The sequence below is a fragment of the Bacteroidales bacterium genome, assembly GCA_035342335.1.
Lineage (GTDB): Bacteria > Bacteroidota > Bacteroidia > Bacteroidales > JAGONC01 > JAGONC01.
The window spans coordinates 1-18,263 of record DAOQWY010000008.1; the positions used below are offsets into that span (position 1 = coordinate 1).

16 protein-coding genes are annotated in these 18,263 nt (G+C 48.2%); 6 read left to right on the forward strand and 10 right to left on the reverse strand.

The window, feature by feature from the left end; genetic code table 11:
- Positions 1–216: 216 nt before the first annotated feature.
- The 4 genes from PKI34_05580 (at position 217) to PKI34_05595 (ending at position 5,210) form a co-directional block, all read left to right on the forward strand.
- A complete protein-coding gene (locus tag PKI34_05580) occupies positions 217–915 on the forward strand; it encodes a hypothetical protein (GenBank protein HNS17273.1) in 699 nt (232 codons plus the stop codon).
- Between the two features lie 36 nt (positions 916–951).
- The gene (locus PKI34_05585; GenBank protein HNS17274.1) at positions 952–3,048 is read left to right on the forward strand and encodes a hypothetical protein; all 2,097 of its coding nucleotides are present in this window, start codon (positions 952–954) and stop codon (positions 3,046–3,048) included.
- A 47-nt stretch (positions 3,049–3,095) separates the two neighbouring features.
- Positions 3,096–3,863, forward strand: a complete 768-nt coding sequence (locus PKI34_05590; protein HNS17275.1) for a YdcF family protein — start codon at positions 3,096–3,098, stop codon at positions 3,861–3,863.
- 87 nt (positions 3,864–3,950) lie between these two features.
- Complete coding sequence (locus PKI34_05595) at positions 3,951–5,210, forward strand: M48 family metallopeptidase (protein ID HNS17276.1); 1,260 nt, start codon at positions 3,951–3,953, stop codon at positions 5,208–5,210.
- Between the two features lie 91 nt (positions 5,211–5,301).
- Here the strand turns inward: PKI34_05595 and PKI34_05600 are convergent, their stop codons facing one another.
- The 8 genes from PKI34_05600 to PKI34_05635 form a co-directional block, all read right to left on the reverse strand.
- Positions 5,302–6,114, reverse strand: a complete 813-nt coding sequence (locus PKI34_05600) for an ABC transporter permease (GenBank protein ID HNS17277.1) — start codon at positions 6,112–6,114, stop codon at positions 5,302–5,304.
- On the reverse strand, positions 6,111–7,010 hold the full coding sequence (locus tag PKI34_05605) for an ABC transporter ATP-binding protein (protein ID HNS17278.1): 900 nt from the start codon (positions 7,008–7,010) through the stop codon (positions 6,111–6,113). Before PKI34_05605 ends, PKI34_05600 begins: the two co-directional genes overlap by 4 nt.
- A 13-nt stretch (positions 7,011–7,023) precedes the next feature.
- Positions 7,024–7,734 (reverse strand): SAM-dependent methyltransferase, encoded by a 711-nt coding sequence (locus tag PKI34_05610; GenBank protein ID HNS17279.1) that lies wholly within the window; start codon positions 7,732–7,734, stop codon positions 7,024–7,026.
- A gap of 17 nt (positions 7,735–7,751) precedes the next feature.
- A complete protein-coding gene (locus PKI34_05615) occupies positions 7,752–8,714 on the reverse strand; it encodes a pyridoxal-phosphate dependent enzyme (protein ID HNS17280.1) in 963 nt (320 codons plus the stop codon).
- A 46-nt stretch (positions 8,715–8,760) separates the two neighbouring features.
- Positions 8,761–10,197, reverse strand: a complete 1,437-nt coding sequence (gene dnaA, locus PKI34_05620) for a chromosomal replication initiator protein DnaA (GenBank protein ID HNS17281.1) — start codon at positions 10,195–10,197, stop codon at positions 8,761–8,763.
- 408 nt (positions 10,198–10,605) lie between these two features.
- Positions 10,606–11,223, reverse strand: coding sequence for a YigZ family protein (locus tag PKI34_05625; GenBank protein ID HNS17282.1), 618 nt, complete (start codon positions 11,221–11,223; stop codon positions 10,606–10,608).
- 47 nt (positions 11,224–11,270) lie between these two features.
- Positions 11,271–11,972, reverse strand: a complete 702-nt coding sequence (locus tag PKI34_05630) for a protein-L-isoaspartate(D-aspartate) O-methyltransferase (GenBank protein HNS17283.1) — start codon at positions 11,970–11,972, stop codon at positions 11,271–11,273.
- A gap of 322 nt (positions 11,973–12,294) precedes the next feature.
- Entirely contained in the window at positions 12,295–12,438 is a 144-nt protein-coding gene (locus PKI34_05635) for a hypothetical protein (protein ID HNS17284.1), read from the reverse strand.
- Between the two features lie 73 nt (positions 12,439–12,511).
- Here PKI34_05635 and prmC point away from each other — a divergent pair, with 73 nt between their 5' ends.
- Positions 12,512–13,405, forward strand: a complete 894-nt coding sequence (gene prmC, locus PKI34_05640) for a peptide chain release factor N(5)-glutamine methyltransferase (GenBank protein ID HNS17285.1) — start codon at positions 12,512–12,514, stop codon at positions 13,403–13,405.
- On the opposite strand, the gene rimM is transcribed toward prmC, so the two are convergent.
- Positions 13,406–13,930, reverse strand: a complete 525-nt coding sequence (gene rimM / locus PKI34_05645) for a ribosome maturation factor RimM (protein ID HNS17286.1) — start codon at positions 13,928–13,930, stop codon at positions 13,406–13,408.
- Positions 13,931–13,959: 29 nt separating this feature from the next.
- Positions 13,960–14,526, reverse strand: coding sequence for a 30S ribosomal protein S16 (rpsP, locus tag PKI34_05650; protein HNS17287.1), 567 nt, complete (start codon positions 14,524–14,526; stop codon positions 13,960–13,962).
- 269 nt (positions 14,527–14,795) lie between these two features.
- Between rpsP and dnaE the strand changes: the two genes are divergently transcribed.
- Positions 14,796–18,263 carry a DNA polymerase III subunit alpha gene (gene dnaE / locus PKI34_05655; GenBank protein ID HNS17288.1) on the forward strand — a complete coding sequence of 1,156 codons (3,468 nt, stop codon included), beginning with the start codon at positions 14,796–14,798 and terminating at the stop codon, positions 18,261–18,263.

Genomic DNA, 18,263 nt, shown 5'->3' on the forward strand with positions numbered 1-18,263 from the left:
AGAGAGGAGAGAGGAGAGAGGAGAAAGGAGAGAGGAGAGAGGAGAGAGGAGAGAGGAGAGAGGAGAGAGGAGAATGGCAATGAATGACAACGAACGACAATGAATGACAATGAATGACAATGAATGACAATGAATGACGCAAGGCGCTATCGACTTTCGTCGGGATAAACTCCGCGCCGAGCAAATGACCACAACAAATAACAAAACTTATATACAATGAAAACATTACGTAGATTATCCCTTACAGGTTTCCTCACCGCGATCATCGGATTCGCAGCTTTTTCCCAGGATTGTGATGCTTATTTCCCAATGAAGGAAGGGGCTTACCTGGAAACCAGAAACTATGATGCAAAAGACAAGCTCCAGGGAATTTCGAAAATGACCGTACTTCAAAAACAGACTTCCGGAGCTCGCACCAGCGTCATTGCCGAGGTGAAAAGTTATGACGACAAGGAAAAGGAACAAATGAACACGCAAATGGAATTTTATTGTGAGAACGGTGTTTTTTACATTGACATGAAAAAGTTCCTGGACCAGCAAACCATGGAATCCTTTAAGGACATGGAAGTCGCCATGGAAACGGAAAACATGGAGTTCCCTTCCAGCCTTAACGTGGGGCAAAGCCTGAAGGATGCACGGATAACGGTGTCGGCCAGCAGCGGCGGGATGAAGCTGTTCAGCATGAACGTCGGGGTGACCAACCGCAAGGTCGAAGCAATGGAAGATATCACTACCCCTGCCGGAACGTTTAGCTGTTATAGGATTTCATCGGACATCGAGACAAAGATGATGATGAAAATTAACATCAAATCCGTGGAGTGGTACGCCAAAAATGTTGGCACTGTCCGCTCAGAGTCGTACAATAACAAAGGTAAACTGACTGGCTATACCTTGCTGACAGACTACAAAGATTAATCTTCCTGCCATCCGGTTGCGTTAAAAGATCATGGATTGAGCATTCAGATCGAATATCCTGTCTGGTTTGTTGTACTGTGTCTGTTGCTCGGTGCAGCAATTGCTCTTTTATTGTACTTCCGGAACAGGAAAGATGAGCTTCCCCGCCGGTTAATGCTCTTTCTGGCCGTTTTACGCTTTCTGGCCGTATCGCTGATCAGCTTCCTTTTGCTATCACCGCTGATCCGTTCCATAAACAGAACGTATGAAAAACCGGTGATCATCGTGGCCATTGATAATTCTCAATCCGTACGCATGGTCAAGGACTCAGCATATTATCTTTCCGAATTCCGGCAGGATCTCGGCCAACTGATCACTGCCCTGAACAGGGAGTATGATACGCGGATCTATTCAATGGGCGATAAAATGCAATTAATTGATGATCAGTCATTATCATCCTTGTCCTTTCGTGATAAACAAACAGATCTGTCAGCAGTATTCCAAGAGGTGGAATCCAGTTATTCAAACAGGAACATTGGTGCAATTCTTCTCGCCTCGGATGGTATCTATAACAGGGGATTGAATCCGCTTTACAGCTCCAGGGACATTGCAGCGCCTGTTTATACCATCGCCCTGGGCGACACCAATCTTCAGCGGGATATCCTGCTTCAACGGATCAACTATAACCGCATCGCTTACCTGGGAAATCAATTCCCGGTGGAGATCACTGCCGGAGCACACAAATTTGCCGGTCAGCGAAGCAGGCTAACGGTGAGCAGGGGCGACAGCATCCTCTTTGCCAAGAACATTGACTTTGCCAGCGACCTTTACAGTGAGCGTTTTATTGCTGAACTCAAGGCCAGCAAGACCGGTCTGGTCAGGTATCGTGTCTCGCTGACGGGTCTGGCGGATGAGATCAGCTATGAAAATAACGCCTCGGATATTTTCATCGAAGTCTTGGATTCACGCCAGAAGATCCTGATCCTTTACTCTTCGCCGCATCCTGACCTATCGGCTATCAAATCGGCCATCCAGACAAATTATAACTATGAAGTTGAGGATCATCCGGTCAATGATTTTCAGGGGGAATTATCAGGGTTCAACCTGGTGGTCCTGCATCAGGTACCTGCACGCGCACAAAATCAGGCAATGATCATCTCAAAGATCAAGGACAGCAAGGTGCCCGTTTTGTGCATCATTGGTGAACAAACGGATTTACAGGCCCTTAATCAGTTGAACCTGGGTCTGGTCATAAGACAGAATGAACGGATGGTCAACGAGGCGATACCGGTTGTCAATAAGGATTTCATCCTGTTCAGGTCCGATGAGGAGACCAGGAGTCTGCTGGAAAAATTTCCGCCCCTGGTCAGCCCGTTCGGAAACTATGATCTGCCTCCGACAGCCAATGTCCTGGCCTACCAGAAGATCGGAAAGGTGATCTCGGATATGCCCCTGATCTTTTTCACGGAGATGGCGGATAGCAAAGCAGGTTTCATTGCCGGGGAGGGAATCTGGAGGTGGAGGCTGTTCAATTACATGGAAAGGGAAAACCATATTGTATTTAATCAACTGATCAATAAAATAATACAATACCTTGCCGTCAGGGAAGAGAAAGGTTTTTTCCGGGTGATGGCCCGTTCAGTTTATCACGAGAATGAAACCATCGAACTGGAAGCGGAGGTGTATACCAAAAGTTATGAGCCCACCAGTGAGCCGGACGTAGAGATCGTGATCGAAAATGAAGAGGGAACCCGTTTTCCCTACACCTTTGGGAGAAAGGGGAATGCCTACCATCTGCAGGTTGGGAATTATCCTCCGGGTAATTATTCGTACAGGGCAAAAGTGAAGGTGGGGAATGACCTTTACGAGAAAACAGGTCAGTTCTCCGTTGAGGCGGTAAACATTGAATCCGTTGCCACCCGCGCGGATCATCCGCTGCTCTATAACCTGGCGAAGCGTCACGGAGGTGAGATGATCTTCCCGGAACAGATTGCACAGTTGCCCGCTTTGCTCAAAGAGCGTGATGATATACACACATTGATCTACTCACGGAAAGCATACAACGAACTGAACAATGTCATCTGGGTACTGGTTGCAATCATCGCATTATTGGCAACGGAATGGTTCATCAGAAAATACAAAGGATCCTACTGATGTTCCTCCGGAATGTTTAAGGATGTTAATCTTGATCTGACGTTCCAATGTTCTTCACACTATCAAAGATCGTCTCCTACTTTCTCAGCCCTTTGTTCTGGATCTTTTCCCTTTTCGTGCTGGTTTTTTTTGTCAGGAAACACCGGAGCTTCAAATGGCTTTTTCTGGGATCATTGATTCTCTTTTACCTGTTTTCCAATCGTTTTCTGGTGGATGAGGCGTTGCGTTCGTGGGAATATCCCTTGCAGACGCAATCATCCTTCGACTCTTCCTATGATGCGGCGATTGTTCTGGGAGGCAATATTCTGAATTATGACCACCCGACACACCGGTTCATTTTCAGGGAAAATGCCGATAAGATCCTCCAGGCCATTGACTTGTATGAAAATGGAAGGGTAAAGCGCCTGATGCTTTCGGGCGGGCCGGGAGATCTTTTCATCCGTGATCAGTACGAAGCAGCTAATATGCGGAAGTACCTTCTGTCGATCGGTGTGCCGGATTCGGTGATCCTGGTGGATTCAGTATCCGACAACACCTTTGAGAATGCAGAGAACAGTGCAGCCATCCTGAAACAAAAAATCCCGGGAGGAAGGTATCTGCTGATAACCACCGCGCTGCATATGCGCCGTGCAGAAGGCTGTTTAATAAAAGCGGGACTGGATGTGACACCGTACGTTTCCAACAAACTTACCGGCAAGCGCCGAAGCGACATTGAACATCTGCTAATACCCCAGACAGTCAGTTTTGTCTACTGGCACGCGCTCATTCACGAACGGGTCGGCTACCGGGTCTATAAAATGAAAGGATACCTTTAATTCTAAAATAAGGATGAATGATCTTAACTCTAAAATCAAAAATTAATTCCTAAATCATAAATACGGAATACTGAATCATAAATATCTATGGATCAATCGATACGAATTGCGATCATCGTCATCCTGGCAGTCGGCTTCATCGTTGAAAGGATCCTCGACTACCTGAACAGCACGTACTGGAGCGATGAGTTGCCTGATGAGCTGAAGGGGATCTATGACCCTGAGAAATACCGTAAATCCCAGGCCTACCTTCGCACGAAGCAGCGTTTTTCCATCCTGACGGATTCCTTTTCTCTTATGGTCATGCTCCTGATGCTGCTTACAGGCGGATTTGCCTGGCTTGACAACCTGGTCAGAGAGCAAACCACCCATCCCATCCTTCTGGCCCTGTTTTTTTTCGGGATTCTGGGCCTGGCAGCTGATCTTCTTGCCACTCCGTTTTCGGTCTACAGTACTTTTGTCATTGAAGAACGTTTTGGATTCAATAAGACCACACCAAAAACCTTCATCCTCGACAAGCTGAAAGGGTGGTTGCTGGGTGCCCTACTGGGCGGCGGCATCCTGTCGTTGATCGTTTGGATCTATCTTGCAACAGGGAACCTGTTCTGGATCTTTGCCTGGATAGCCATCAGTCTGTTTTCTGTCTTCATGACCATGTTCTATTCGACACTGATCGTTCCGCTGTTCAATAAGCAAACCCCCCTTGAAGAGGGGGAGTTAAGGAATGCCATCGAAGGTTTTGCTCAAAAGGTCAGGTTCAGGCTGGATAATATTTTTGTGATCGATAGTTCTAAAAGGTCAAGCAAGTCAAACGCCTATTTCAGCGGTCTGGGAGCGAAAAAGAGGATCGTCCTGTTTGATACCCTGATCGCGGATCACACCACGGATGAACTTGTGGCAGTGCTTGCCCATGAGGTGGGTCACTATAAAAAGAAACACACCCGCACAGGCATTTTGCTTTCGATAGCCCAGACAGGGCTCACGCTGTTCATCTTATCCCTGTTCATCCAAAACCCGGTTTTATCGCAGGCCCTGGGCGCCGCTGAAGGAAGTTTCCATATGGGGATCCTCGCCTTTGGCATTCTTTACAGTCCCTTTTCAACGATCATTGGACTGGGGTTGAATTATCTCTCCCGAAAACACGAATACGAAGCTGACCGGTATGCGGGTGAAAATTTCAGTGCCGGTCCTCTGCAGGAAGCACTTAAAAAGCTATCTGTCAATAATTTATCTAACCTTCGTCCTCATCCGGCCTGCGTATTCGTCTATTATTCACATCCCCCGGTGCTGAAGCGGCTGGAGGCACTTGAAAAAATAGTCGGCAGTACGTCCCGAGGAACCCAGTGACGGTGGATTGGCGGTCGGCGGTCAATGACTGACAATCGATTCATCCCATAGGGATGACATGTTGGTAAATCAAATATCAGTTAATCGTTAATCAGATATCTCTTTTGTGCATTATCCTGTAAATCAAAAAGATAAGGATGCCAGCGTAGAGAAGTGCGATTCCGGTATCGGCCAGGGAGACATGATCCTGGAAGTGAATGCTGGATCCGTTGATCTCTGGCAGAGGGATCTTCGGAAAATGGACCAGCCTGCCAAAAGCCTTCATCGGAAAAAATTTAACATATTCTGCCGGAATTTTCCACCAGATCAGGATCTGCTCAATCATGGTATAGAACAGCAGTGTGATCACTGCCAAACCTGCTTTTTTGAGTAAAAAAGCAATGAAAAATGCAAAGAGCAGATAGCAGAATGCCTCCACAAAATATCCGGCTATAAACTGGAGCTTACTGTTGAAGATATCCCCAAAATCCACATCTTTTGTGTGTATCAGTCCCAGGACCAGCCCCACAACCAGGATCAGCAGGGTTGCGGCCAGGCTGATGATCAGGATGAAATACAGTTTGGAAAGCACGAATTCGTTACGGCTCAATCCGTTGATGATGTTCTGCCGGAAGGTTTTATTGGAATATTCATTGCAGACGAAGAAAATGACAATAATGGCCAGAAAGAGCGTCAGAAAACCCGCCATATAGGTGAGGTTATTCCAAATCCTGGGGAACTGGTACAGTGAGATCTTCAGCAGAGGGATCGGGGCGGATTGTCCGGCCTCCCTCAGGATCTCGTTAATGATCACCTGGGCGACAATCAGCATGAAGGTGAGCGATACCGCATAAAATCCAACGAGTAACCAGAACACCCTGTAGGAGAGGATTTTTTTGAATTCTATTTTGATCAGTCGGATCATTCGGCGGTCTTTAGGAGTTCCAGGAAATAATTTTCCAGGGTCTTTTTCCGCTGGACAAGGTGGCTCAGCACAATTCCCTGTGCGTGGAGCGCAGCGTTAAGATCCCCGGCGGTCACATTTTCTTCCAATTTGATAAGGAGTACGTCATGCTGGCGTTCAACCGACTTGATGAGTGGCGATCCGGCGAGTGCCTGTTCCAGTTTGGCAGGGTCTGCCGCCGCAACCTCCACCAGGATGGTTTCCCGGAGCACTTCCTCCACGTTGCCTGCAAAAAGACGTTTACCTTTGTCGAGTACACAGACCGATGAACAGGTCTTTTGCACCTCATCCAGCAGGTGACTGGCCAGGATGATGGTGACCCCTCTGGCTGCGACTGTCCTGATCAGTTCCCGAACTTCAGCGATGCCCTGAGGGTCAAGGCCATTGGTCGGCTCATCCAGTATCAGCACCTCCGGATTGCACAGCAGGGAGGCAGCGAGCGCCATTCGCTGACGCATCCCATACGAGAATGTGCTGAATTTACTGTGCCTTCGTTCGTATAAGCCCACCATTTTCAGTAATTCTTCAGCATTGGATGCAGGGACTTCTTTGATCAGGGAAACGATCTTCAGGTTCTGCAGGGGGGTCAGATAGGGATAAAAAATGGGCTGTTCCAGGATCGAACCGATGCGTTTGCGATGCGTGTGGGAGGGAGGCTGTCCGAACCATGAATAGGTTCCGCTGGTAGGATTTACCACGTCGAGGATCATGCCCAGGGTGGTGGTCTTGCCGCTTCCGTTTGGTCCAAGGATACCGTAAACTTCGCCTTTGTTCACTTCAAGCGAAAGATCATTCACCGCGTGAATGCGTCCGTAGTGTTTGGTGAGGTGTTGCAGCGACAGGATCGTTTCGGACATTGGACGGTTCATATCATTTATAAAGCAGGAAAACAGCAGGTCGTTTATGGATCGCCGGATGATCCTTTTTCCATTCCCTGACCGGTTGCGACCGTATCCATTCCGTATCCAGGGTCAGGTCACAGGCCACACAAAGATAAATCTCATCCGAACATGTTCTAAGGATATCTTCAAAAAGTTGCAGGTTACGATAGGGTGCTTCCATAAAGATCTGGGTCTGGTCGTTCCGGAGGATCATTTTTTCAAGCAGCCTGATCTGCCGTATTCTTTCCTGGGACCTGACGGGAAGGTATCCGTGGAAAGTAAAATTCTGTCCATTGAATCCCGATGCCATCAGTGCCAGCATTACCGAGGAAGGGCCGGTCAGCGGGATCACCTGCAGGCCTTTCCGGTGAGCCTCTTGAACGATTGCACTGCCCGGGTCAGCCACGCAGGGGAGGCCCGCCTCGGAAAGCAGTCCGATATCGTGCCCCGATGAAAGAGCGTTGATGACGGGTACGATATCGGCAGGCTGGCTGTGTTCATTGTAAAGGTGGAACGTAACCGTATTCAGATCACCTGAGTATCTTGCCCTGTGAAGGTGTCGGCGTGCCGAGTGGATATCCTCTGCGACAAATTCGTTCAGCCTGTGCAGGATTTCCAGGGAGCCACCGGGGATCACCGTCTCAGGGGATGTTTCACCCAGTGTTACGGGGATGAGGTATAATCTGCCTTTGGTTTGCATGGGATGGGTGTGGCGTATTACCAGGGTAGCTTCGACAGGTCGGTATTCCCTCCTGAAAGGATCACCCCGATGCGAATGCCAGGTGTAAGGAATCCGTTCCCGTCATTTTTAGAAGCGCTGTCAAACAGTGCAGCCACGGGGACTGCTGAAGAGGGCTCGATGATGATCTTCATCCGTTCCCAGATGAAACGCATGGCTTTGATGATGGATTCCTCCCCGACAGTGACGATTTGATGCACATGTTGCCGGATGATCGGGAAGGTCAGGCTGCCCAGAGATGTGAGCAATCCGTCGGCAATGGTTGTCGGATTGGTTGAAGGGATCAGCTGTCCGGAGTAAAAGGAGCGAAAGGCATCGTCGGCCATGGCGGGTTCGGCAGCGATTACTTTTGTTGCAGGGGAGAAATAATAGGCGGAAAGTGCCGTTCCGCTCAGCAATCCGCCTCCGCCGACCGGTGCAAGGATCACGCTGAGGTGTTCCGTATCCTGGATCAGTTCAAGGGCAGCAGTAGCCTGGCCTGCAATGGTCCTGTAATCATTGTAGGGATGTATTTCAATGGCACCGGTCTGCAACCGGATCTTTTCCAGGGTTTCCTCCCTCGCGGCGAGGGTTGGCTTGCAGAAGGTGATCTTTCCTCCATAATTCAGTACGGCTTCTGTTTTCACCCGCGAAGACGTTTCCGGCATGACGATATAGGCGGGGATGCCGCGGTTGCGGGCAGCCAGCGAAAGTGCCTGCGCGTGGTTACCGGATGAATGGGTGCAGACGCCGTTGTGGACTTCAGATTCTTCCAGGGAAAGCACACCGTTGGTGGCACCTCTGAATTTAAAGGCCCCGGCCTTCTGGAAGTTTTCACATTTAAAAAAAACTTCAGCCTGAAGGAGATGGTTTAAAGTCTGGCACGTGAGAACGGGCGTACGGTGTATGTGATCCCTGATCCGGTTGGCGGTGCTGCGTATGGTTTGATCATCAGGGATCATCTCCCGTTGGGATTTTCAATCCAAAGATTAAAAAACGCGTCAGATTTCATAGCTTGATTTTTTTATCAAGCTCTTCCACATAGATCCTGAACTGTTTATCGGTTTCAATGAGATTATTCACCGTACGGCAGGCGTGGAGCACCGTTGCGTGATCTTTGTTGCCGCATTGCAGTCCGATGGTGGCGAGGGAAGATTTTGTATGCTTTTTGGCAAAATACATCGCAAGCTGTCTGGCCTGCACGATCTCGCGCTTGCGTGTCTTTGAATGGATGGCATCGGATGCCAGTCCGAAATAATCGCAAATGACCTTCTGGATGTAATCGATGGAGATCTCCCGGGTTGTGTTTTTTACGAATTTATCCACCATCTGTTTGGCGAGCTCGATGGTGATTGCTTTTTTATTGAGGGATGACTGGGCCAGGATGGAGATGAGTGCACCTTCCAGTTCCCTGATGTTGGTGGTGATGCTGTAGGCAAGGTATTCAATCACGTCGACGGGCATCTCAATGCCGTCGTTGTAGAGTCTTTTTTCCAGTATGGCGATACGGGTTTCCAGGTCGGGCACCTGAAGATCAGCTGCCAGACCCCATTTGAATCTTGACAGCAGGCGGGGTTCGATCCCCTGCATTTCAACGGGAGGTTTGTCGGCAGTTAAAATAAGCTGTTTTTTATTCTGATGCAGGTGATTGAAAATATGGAAGAACACATCCTGGGTCTTTTCTTTTCCCGAAAGGAAATGAATGTCATCCAGGATCAGTACATCGATCATCTGGTAAAAATGGACAAAATCATTCTGACTGTTGTTCTTGACGGAGTCGATGAATTGATTGATAAATTGTTCTGTTGAAACATACAGGACCGTCAGTTCCGGGAAATTGTTCTTTACCTGGAGGCCAATGGCATGAGCCAGGTGTGTTTTGCCAAGACCGACATTGCTGTAAATAAAAAGTGGGTTAAAGGAGGTTTTTCCGGGGTTGTTGCCCACGGCATAGCCGGCCGATCTGGCCAGCCGGTTGCAATCCCCTTCAATAAATGTATCAAACGAGTACGTATCGATCAGCTGGGAGTTCACTTTGATCTTTTTCAGTCCCGGAATGATGAAGGGATTGGGTATTTCCTTGGTAGTGCCCCTGTTCAGATCAATGGGCATGGCTATGGCCGGATTCTTGACCGCTTTTCTGTGTGTCGTAGGTACTTTGATGGTCAGGGAGTCATCATCACCGGAAGACTGATCCATGATGATACTGTATTCCAGTTGCCCGGTAGTACCCAGTTCGTGCCGGATGGTTTTTTTCAGCAGATTGATATAATGCTCCTCCAGCCATTCGTAGAAAAACTGGCTCGGGACCTGTATCGTGAGAACACTTTTTTCCAGCTTCAGGGGCTTTATTGGCTCGAACCATGTCTTAAAACTCTGATAATTGATATTATCCTTTATAATTTTAAGGCAATCCTCCCACACCTCCAAATGATCCATTTTCATCTGTCGAACCTGTATTCCTGAGTCAAAAAATCCTTGTCTTAATTACTTTTTGGTGTCTCTCACTTGATAAAACGTCTCAAGGCTGATTGTTAACGAGTTAAATTTTCTGAGGAGATAAGTATATTAGTTAACAAAAATGAAATAAAAAAAGTTAAGAAAAAAATTTTTTTGCTCTTGTTTTTTTAAAAGTTTTTCTTAACGGCCCTTTCTGTCATAAAAATTTTAAAAGCATATAAAATAGTGTTAATCAGTATTTTAAATTCTTTCTGCTGAAAATTTTTATTGAGTTTGTCTTTCCTGAAACGGATTTTCTAAATTAGGGAAAATCCCTGAGATCTTAAACAAAAATCCATTTAGAATGAATATAAATATCGGAAAGGAGCCTCCCTGGCAATTAATCGTTATTAATCAGGAATTTACGACAGATATGTTTACTCCGTGAATGGAATTGAATTTCGCAAAAAGCTCAACGGTCTGACTTTTAGGCACATGGACGATCAGGAGGCAATCTTCCTCAAAATGGTTTTCTGTCAGGATAAGGTTTTTATCTTTTATGATGTGCATGACTTGCTGAAGCAGTGCATAGGCGCACCGGATCCGAAAGGCAGAAGTGACGGTTTTCGTGACGATCTCCGCCTGGCTGAGCGCCTCCGCGGCTGCCGTCCGGTAGGCGTTGATGAGTCCGGGAATGCCCAGCTTTGTTCCCCCAAAGTACCTCACCACAACGACCAGCAGATCACTCAGGTTTCTTGAAAGCATTTGCCCATAAATGGGTTTTCCGGCACTTCCTGAAGGTTCTCCGTCATCGTTGATCCGGTAAAGGGATCTGTCGGGCCCCAGTGCCCAGGCGTAACAATGATGATGGGCATCGTGGTAGTGTTTTTTTATAAGTGTCAGGTGTTCTCTGATTTGTTCCTCCGAGGTGACCGGATAGGCAAATCCAAGAAACTTGCTACCCCTGTCCCTGAACGAACCGGATACGGGATCAAGAATTGTCTGGTAATTATCTGGCTCTGTCCTATTCATCAGATCCCCTGAATATTTTTCATCCTTTATTTTTCATTCTTCATTTTTCATTCTTCATTCTCCATCTGCCCGTCCCTTGTAAATGGCACGAACCTTACCGGCATCAGATTTGTCTTGACCAGTTTACCGTTCTTTTTGGTGACCAGGATCAGGGATTGTACGGCATGGGCGGGCCCGATGGGGATCACCATTTTACCGCCTTCTTTCAGCTGTTCAAACAGGGGAGGAGGGATTTCCTCAGCGCCTGCTGTGACAACGATGCCGTCGAAAGGGGCGTGTTCTTCCCATCCGGCATAGCCATCACCGTGCCTGACCACTACGTTCGTGTACTGCATCTGCCTGAGCCTCTGTTCGGCCTGGATGGCCAGTGCTTTAACGATTTCGATAGTGTAAACGCTGTCGACGATCTCAGCCAGTACTGCTGCCTGGTAACCGGAACCGGTCCCGACCTCAAGTACTTTGGCGTTTGATGCAGGAGTAATGACCGAGGTCATATAAGCCACGATATAGGGCTGCGAGATCGTCTGACCGTATCCTATTGACAATGGATGATCCTCATAGGCATACCTTCGCAGGTTTTCCGGAACGAAAAGATGACGGGGCACTGTTCGCATCGCCCGTAGCGTGGCTTGGTGATGAACTCCGCGTGCCTGGATCTGGTCGCGTACCATAGCGTCCCGTTTGGCGGCATACGGATCCTGGAACAGGAAAAACATCAGCGGGATGATTATCCACGTAACGATTGTCATAGGGCTGGGATTACTTCAAAGTAAGTAAGGATAAAGGTACGAATTAAATGGAATCCTGAGCACAACCAAGAACCTATTCCCACATCACTTCACCCGATTCATCCTTTTGAGCAATACTGGACTCTTCAACCGCTGGAAATCCCCAGTTGTGGCTCCCTGGTGGATGTTAGTCACCACCTCCATCCCCTTCGTCACCCTTCCAAATGCGGCAAATCCGTAACCATCCGGATTTCTTTTTCCTCCGGAATCCAAGGCTGGCTGGTCACCGATGCAGATAAAAACTCCGATGTGGCAGTCCCCGGTCCGTACCTGGCCATGGAGATCACGCCTTGTCAGGGTACAGTTCAACCTGAATCGCGCCGGCTTCCGTCTCAACGACAACCAGGGGATGATCCGGATGCGGGGCGCATGCAGACAAATAAAGGATGCACGGTAAAATGATGACGGGAAAAGACTTCAGGCTCATAAGTAACAATTTTTGAACAGGGTCTAAAAGTAAACATCTTTTTGTAAATTCGTTCTGTTTTCATTTCATTAAAATGGTTCCCAACAGAACTGTCGGCCAGGTTATTGCCCTGATGAAGCAACAACTGGATGACATCTATGAGATCCGTGAACTGAACAGCATCGTGGATCTGATCCTCGGGGATTATCTCGGACAGCCGCGGATCACCTTTCGTTCTGACCCGGATTTATCCGTATCCGGTGAGGTTGTTTCACGTGTTCAAAGAGCCATCCATCAGCTGAAGCAACATGTTCCGGTTCAGTACATTCTGGGTAAAGCACATTTTTATGAGCTGGATTTCATCGTCAATGAGCAGGTGCTGATTCCCCGCCAGGAAACCGGGGAGCTGGTCAAATGGATCCTTGATGACCATTCAGCCGCGGATAACGCGCATTTCGTCAAGATCCTGGATATCGGTACCGGCAGCGGATGCATTGCCATTGCGCTGAAAAGGAATATCCCCGATTCAATGATCGCCGCCCTGGATATCAGTCAACAGGCTCTTGATATTGCCCGGTTGAATGCACAAACTCTGAAATCAGACGTTCAGTTTGTACAAACGGATATTTTGAATCCGGACCAATGGGACTTTCCAAGTTCGTTTGATGTCATTGTCAGCAATCCTCCCTATGTATTACAGTCGGACAAAGCCTGGATGGGTTTGAATGTGCTTGATCACGAGCCTGCCCTGGCACTTTTTGTTGAAGACGAAAGGCCGCTGATCTTCTATGAGGCCATTGTATCGTTTGCATTGCGATATCTGTCACCGGGAGGGAATATCTATCTTGAGGTTAATGAGCGGATGGGATCACAGGTCTGCGGGTTGTTCAGGTCTGCGGGATATCAGGAGACGATCCTGAGAAGGGATATACACGATAAAATCAGGATGATACGGGTTGGAGGCAGGGAAGGGACGGTCAGGGGGTGATCATGGATTGAGATCCAGAAGTCCTTCGGGCAGATCCAGGTGGATCTCCCTGCGTCGTTTGTCGATCCGGATAATGAAGGGTTCCACGGCAGGGATGAGGATTTCTTTTACCGGGCCGGCCACTTTAAGAAGTTCCTGTTCCTTCAAGCTGATCAGATCCCGCACATCCCCGATGTACCCCTGACGCTGGTCAAAGACCTTATAGCCTTCGATCCAGGTGGCCAGCTTTGGTGCATGATCCCTTCCGGGCAGGGCATCCCTGGGGATGTAGAGGTCACGGTTCAGCAGGTGCTTTGCCTGGCTTTCCGAAGAAATGTCATCAAATCGGACCAGGGCCGTATCATCACCTCTAATCTGGAAATCTTCCAGGAAGAAGGGTACCAGTTCGCCTTCCAGCTCAATGAAAAGAGAGGGGATGGCAGCGAAGGTCTCTGCAGTGTCCTGATTGAATAAAACCATCACCTGTCCCTTGTACCCAAAGGATTTGACGATCCTGCCAACGTAGCAGCAGTCGTTTTTTTCCATCAACGGGGAGGATTACGGTAAAAAGCGGATCACACCAGGGGGGCGTGAGGCTCATCGGGCATGCGGGAATCGGGCTGTTCGGGTTCGGTTACCTGTTCAACGGCTTCTTCAGCACGTGCTTCGACTTCTTCAGCTTCCGCTTTCAATTCCTTTGCACGCTTTTGAGTGATCTTTGCTGAAATGGCTTCCATCACCTTCAGTTCCTCTTCGGTCCGTTTTTTAAGCAACTCTCTACCCTGGAGCTCTTTTGTTTTCACAACCGCACTGATCTTGGCCTCTTTTTCAACGATCCACTCATTGTATTTCGCCTCGGCCTGTGCCAGGGTAAGGGCTCCTTTTTCGACTCCCTTCAGTAAATGTTTCTTATAAAGGACTCCCTTGTACGACAGAATCGCCCTGACTGTTTCAGAGGGTTGAGCTCCATTTTTGAGCCACTCCAACGCCTTATCCACATCCAGGTTAATTTCCGCAGGCTGTGTCAGGGGATTGTAAGTGCCAATTTTTTCAACATACCTGCCGTCACGTGGTGCACGACCATCCGCTATTACAATGTGGAAAAAAGCTCTTCCCTTTTTTCCGAACCGTTGTAATCTCATTCTTGCTGGCATAATTCTTAAATCTTAAGTGATTAAACTGTTAAACTGTTAAACTGTTATATGGTCAAATTGTCAAATGGTTTTGATGATATGGAATCTTGTAGAAAAAAGGTCTGCAAAGATCGGTTATTTTCCTCACATATCAAAGCACGTCAGTCATTTATTTGCGTCATTGTCAAATTTCCAAAACTTTTCAACATTCACCGGTCGTTTGATAGAACTGAGTATTTTTATAAATGAATACAAATCATTGGGGTTGATCATTACGCATGCTGGATTTCACGCACTTACATGTACATTCACAGTTCTCCATCCTTGATGGGGCCGCCAAGATCGAGGGACTCCTCAAAAGGACCAGGGAATTGGAAATGGATTCCCTGGCGCTAACGGATCATGGAAATCTTTTTGGCCTGGTCAGATTTTTCAAGGCTGCACGGGATAAATTCAGCATTAAACCGATCCTGGGTTGTGAAATTTATGTTGCCAGGCGTTCCCGGGCGGAGAAGACTTCCAAGGTTGACCGGAGCGGGTACCACCTGATTTTACTGGCGAAAAACCTGCAGGGATACAGGAATCTTTCCAAACTGAGCTCACTGGGCTATCGGCGGGAAAATTTTTATTATACACCAAGGATCGACAAGCAATTACTACGGCAATACCACGAAGGACTGATTGCCTCGTCGGCATGCCTGGGCGGGGAGATACCCTCCACAATCCTTCTCCACGGAGAGGAAAGGGCGGCACTGGTCCTTGAAGAATACCTCGACATTTTCGGCGAGGATTTTTACCTGGAAATGCAAAACCATGGATTGAAGGAGCAGGAGCAGGTCAATAAATCAATGTTGAATCTCTCGATGAGATTTGGTGTCAAGTTGATCGCATCCAACGATGTCCACTTTATCAACAGGGAAGATCACGAAGCACACCATATTCTGATCTGCCTGAATACGGGCAAAGAAATGGAGGCGGAGGAAGGCATGCATTACACCGGGCAGGAATATTTAAAGTCGCCCGATGAAATGGCGCTTCTTTTTCCAGGAATGCCTGAAGTGCTGTCCAACACGCGGGAAATCGTCGAAAAGGTTGAGGATTACCTGATCACTACCGACAAGGTCATTGTGCCCCACTTTCCCCTCCCTGACACGCATACGTCCGAATACGATTATTTACGCGATCTGACCTATGAAGGGGCGCGCAAACGTTACCCTGAGATTACGCCGGAGATCAGGGAACGTCTTGATTATGAATTATATGAGATAAACAGGGAAGGATTTGTAGGTTATTTTCTCATCGTCCAGGATTTCATTAACGCTGCCAGGCGGATGGGGGTGGTTGTCGGCCCTGGCCGGGGTTCGGCAGCAGGATCGGCGGTGGCTTTTTGCACCGGGATCACCAACATCGACCCCATTCAATATAACCTTTTGTTTGAAAGGTTTCTGAATCCGGAGCGGGTCACCATGCCTGACATTGACGTAGATTTCGATGATGAAGGCCGTGACCGTGTCATGAAGTATGTTGTGAAAAAGTATGGGGAGGAACGGGTGGCGCAGATCATTACTTTTGGGACAATGGCAGCACGTTCAGCCATACGCGATGTCGGACGCGTACTGAAGGTCCCCCTGGAGGAGGTTGATAAAATCGCCAAACTGGTTCCGGAAAAACCTGGTGTCACCTTGATGAAAGCGTTCAAGGATGTACCGGAACTGGCTGATCTGAAAAAAAACGGTCCGGAGAACATCCGAAAGATGCTGACATTCGCCGAAATCCTGGAAGGATCCAATCGCCATACCAGCACACATGCCTGCGGAGTGATCATTGGCCCTGATGACCTGATCGAGCACGTGCCCCTGGCGATCGCCAAGGATTCTGCTATGATGGTGACACAATACGAAGGTAAGCTTGTGGAAAATGTTGGCATGCTGAAGATGGATTTTCTGGGTCTGAAGACCCTGTCGATCGTCAAGGATACCCTCGAGCTGGTCCGTAAACGCCATGGGATCACGATCGACATCGACAATCTTCCACTGGATGATCCTAAAACCTTTGAGTTATACCAGCGGGGTGACACCGTCGCTACGTTTCAGTTTGAATCGGATGGAATGCGGGCGTACCTGAAGGACCTCAAACCTTCCAACCTGGAAGACCTCATTGCAATGAATGCACTGCACCGACCGGGCCCCATGCAATTCATCCCCTCTTACATCAACCGGAAGCACAACCGGGAGAAGGTGGAGTTTCCCCATCCATTGCTGGAAGACATCCTGAAACCGACCTACGGGATCATGGTCTATCAGGAACAGATCATGCAGGTGGCACAACGAATGGGAAATTTCACGCTCGGCAAGGCAGACGTATTACGCCGTGCAATGGGAAAGAAAGAAAAAGCAGAGATGGAAAAGCTGAGGGTCGATTTCATACAGGGAGCTTTGAACAATGGGATCACCGAAGAAAAAGCCATTGAGATCTTCAATATCATGCTGGATTTTGCGAACTACGGATTTAACCGTTCCCACTCCGCCGCTTACTCACTGATCGCCTACCAGACAGCCTTCCTGAAAGCGAATTACGCACCGGAGTACATGGCGGGTGTATTGACGCATAACCTCAGCGATATCAAAAAAATCACGTTCTTCATTGATGAATGCCGGCGCCAGAAAATTGATGTACTGGGTCCCGACATCAATGAAAGTGAGTTGAATTTTACCGTCAACAAGGCTGGATCCATACGGTTTGGAATGGCAGCCATTAAAGGTATCGGTGAGGCAGCTGTTGAAAGTATCATTGAAGAGCGGGACCAAGGCGGGCCCTATCAGGACATATTCGATCTTGCCCGGAGGATCAATCCGCGGGCAGTGAACAAGCGCAGCCTGGAAGCCCTAGCCATGGCGGGTGCTTTTGATAGTTTCAGGGATTCTCACCGCGCACAGTATTTTTATAAGGAACCAGGCGAAGAAACCAACTTCCTTGAAAAAGTACTCCGGCATGCCCTGAATTATCAAAATCGTCAGATGGCTTCACAGGCAAGCCTTTTCGGCGACGAACCGTTGACGCGGCTGCCGGATATCCAGCTACCGCATTGTGATCCCTGGAATAAGATGATCACGATCACTTCTGAGAAAGAGGTTACCGGGTTCTATATCTCCGGCCATCCCCTCGACGATTTCAGACTTGAAATGGATAACCTCTGCACCATAACCCTGGAAGAAATCCAGCAGAACCTCAACCCATTCAGGGGCAGGGACCTGACCATCGGGGGTATGGTAACCGAAGTGAAGCAGGGAACCACACAAAAAGGCAATCCGATGGGTTCGTTCATGCTCGAAGACTTCACCGATTCCTACCGAATGGTCCTTTTCTCGGAGGAATACCTCAGGTTCAGGCATCTGCTGATCAACGGGACTGCTGTTCTGATCAAAGCAAAGGTCCTGCCCAGATTCAACTCGGATTCTCAGCTGGAGGTGAAAATCTTAAATATGATGTTACTGTCGGAAGCTGTTGAAAAACTGGTGAAGGAGATCACGGTCCGTTTTCAGCTTTCAGTCGTTCAACCTCAGCTTACGGAGCTGATCCTGAAGCTTGTAAAAAAGATGAAGGGAAAATGTACCGTGAAATTCATCGTTCATGATCCCGAGGACAACCTGTCGATCGAGTTGCTCTCAGGGAAATACCATGTTCCCTGTAAGGAATTCCTTCATGAAATAAAGGATATTCCGAGGATCAGCTATAAACTCGCTTAA

Bases quoted from the DNA above. Each gene is read 5' to 3' on its own strand.
- PKI34_05580 (HNS17273.1), top strand. From the start codon at position 217: ATGAAAACATTACGTAGATTATCCCTTACAGGTTTCCTCACCGCGATC.
- PKI34_05590 (HNS17275.1), top strand. From the start codon at position 3,096: ATGTTCTTCACACTATCAAAGATCGTCTCCTACTTTCTCAGCCCTTTG.
- PKI34_05595 (HNS17276.1), top strand. From the start codon at position 3,951: ATGGATCAATCGATACGAATTGCGATCATCGTCATCCTGGCAGTCGGC.
- PKI34_05600 (HNS17277.1), bottom strand. From the start codon at position 6,114: ATGATCCGACTGATCAAAATAGAATTCAAAAAAATCCTCTCCTACAGG.
- PKI34_05605 (HNS17278.1), bottom strand. From the start codon at position 7,010: ATGTCCGAAACGATCCTGTCGCTGCAACACCTCACCAAACACTACGGA.
- PKI34_05610 (HNS17279.1), bottom strand. From the start codon at position 7,734: ATGCAAACCAAAGGCAGATTATACCTCATCCCCGTAACACTGGGTGAA.
- PKI34_05615 (HNS17280.1), bottom strand. From the start codon at position 8,714: ATGATCCCTGATGATCAAACCATACGCAGCACCGCCAACCGGATCAGG.
- dnaA (HNS17281.1), bottom strand. From the start codon at position 10,197: ATGAAAATGGATCATTTGGAGGTGTGGGAGGATTGCCTTAAAATTATA.
- PKI34_05625 (HNS17282.1), bottom strand. From the start codon at position 11,223: ATGAATAGGACAGAGCCAGATAATTACCAGACAATTCTTGATCCCGTA.
- PKI34_05630 (HNS17283.1), bottom strand. From the start codon at position 11,972: ATGACAATCGTTACGTGGATAATCATCCCGCTGATGTTTTTCCTGTTC.
- PKI34_05635 (HNS17284.1), bottom strand. From the start codon at position 12,438: ATGAGCCTGAAGTCTTTTCCCGTCATCATTTTACCGTGCATCCTTTAT.
- prmC (HNS17285.1), top strand. From the start codon at position 12,512: ATGGTTCCCAACAGAACTGTCGGCCAGGTTATTGCCCTGATGAAGCAA.
- rimM (HNS17286.1), bottom strand. From the start codon at position 13,930: ATGGAAAAAAACGACTGCTGCTACGTTGGCAGGATCGTCAAATCCTTT.
- rpsP (HNS17287.1), bottom strand. From the start codon at position 14,526: ATGAGATTACAACGGTTCGGAAAAAAGGGAAGAGCTTTTTTCCACATT.
- dnaE (HNS17288.1), top strand. From the start codon at position 14,796: ATGCTGGATTTCACGCACTTACATGTACATTCACAGTTCTCCATCCTT.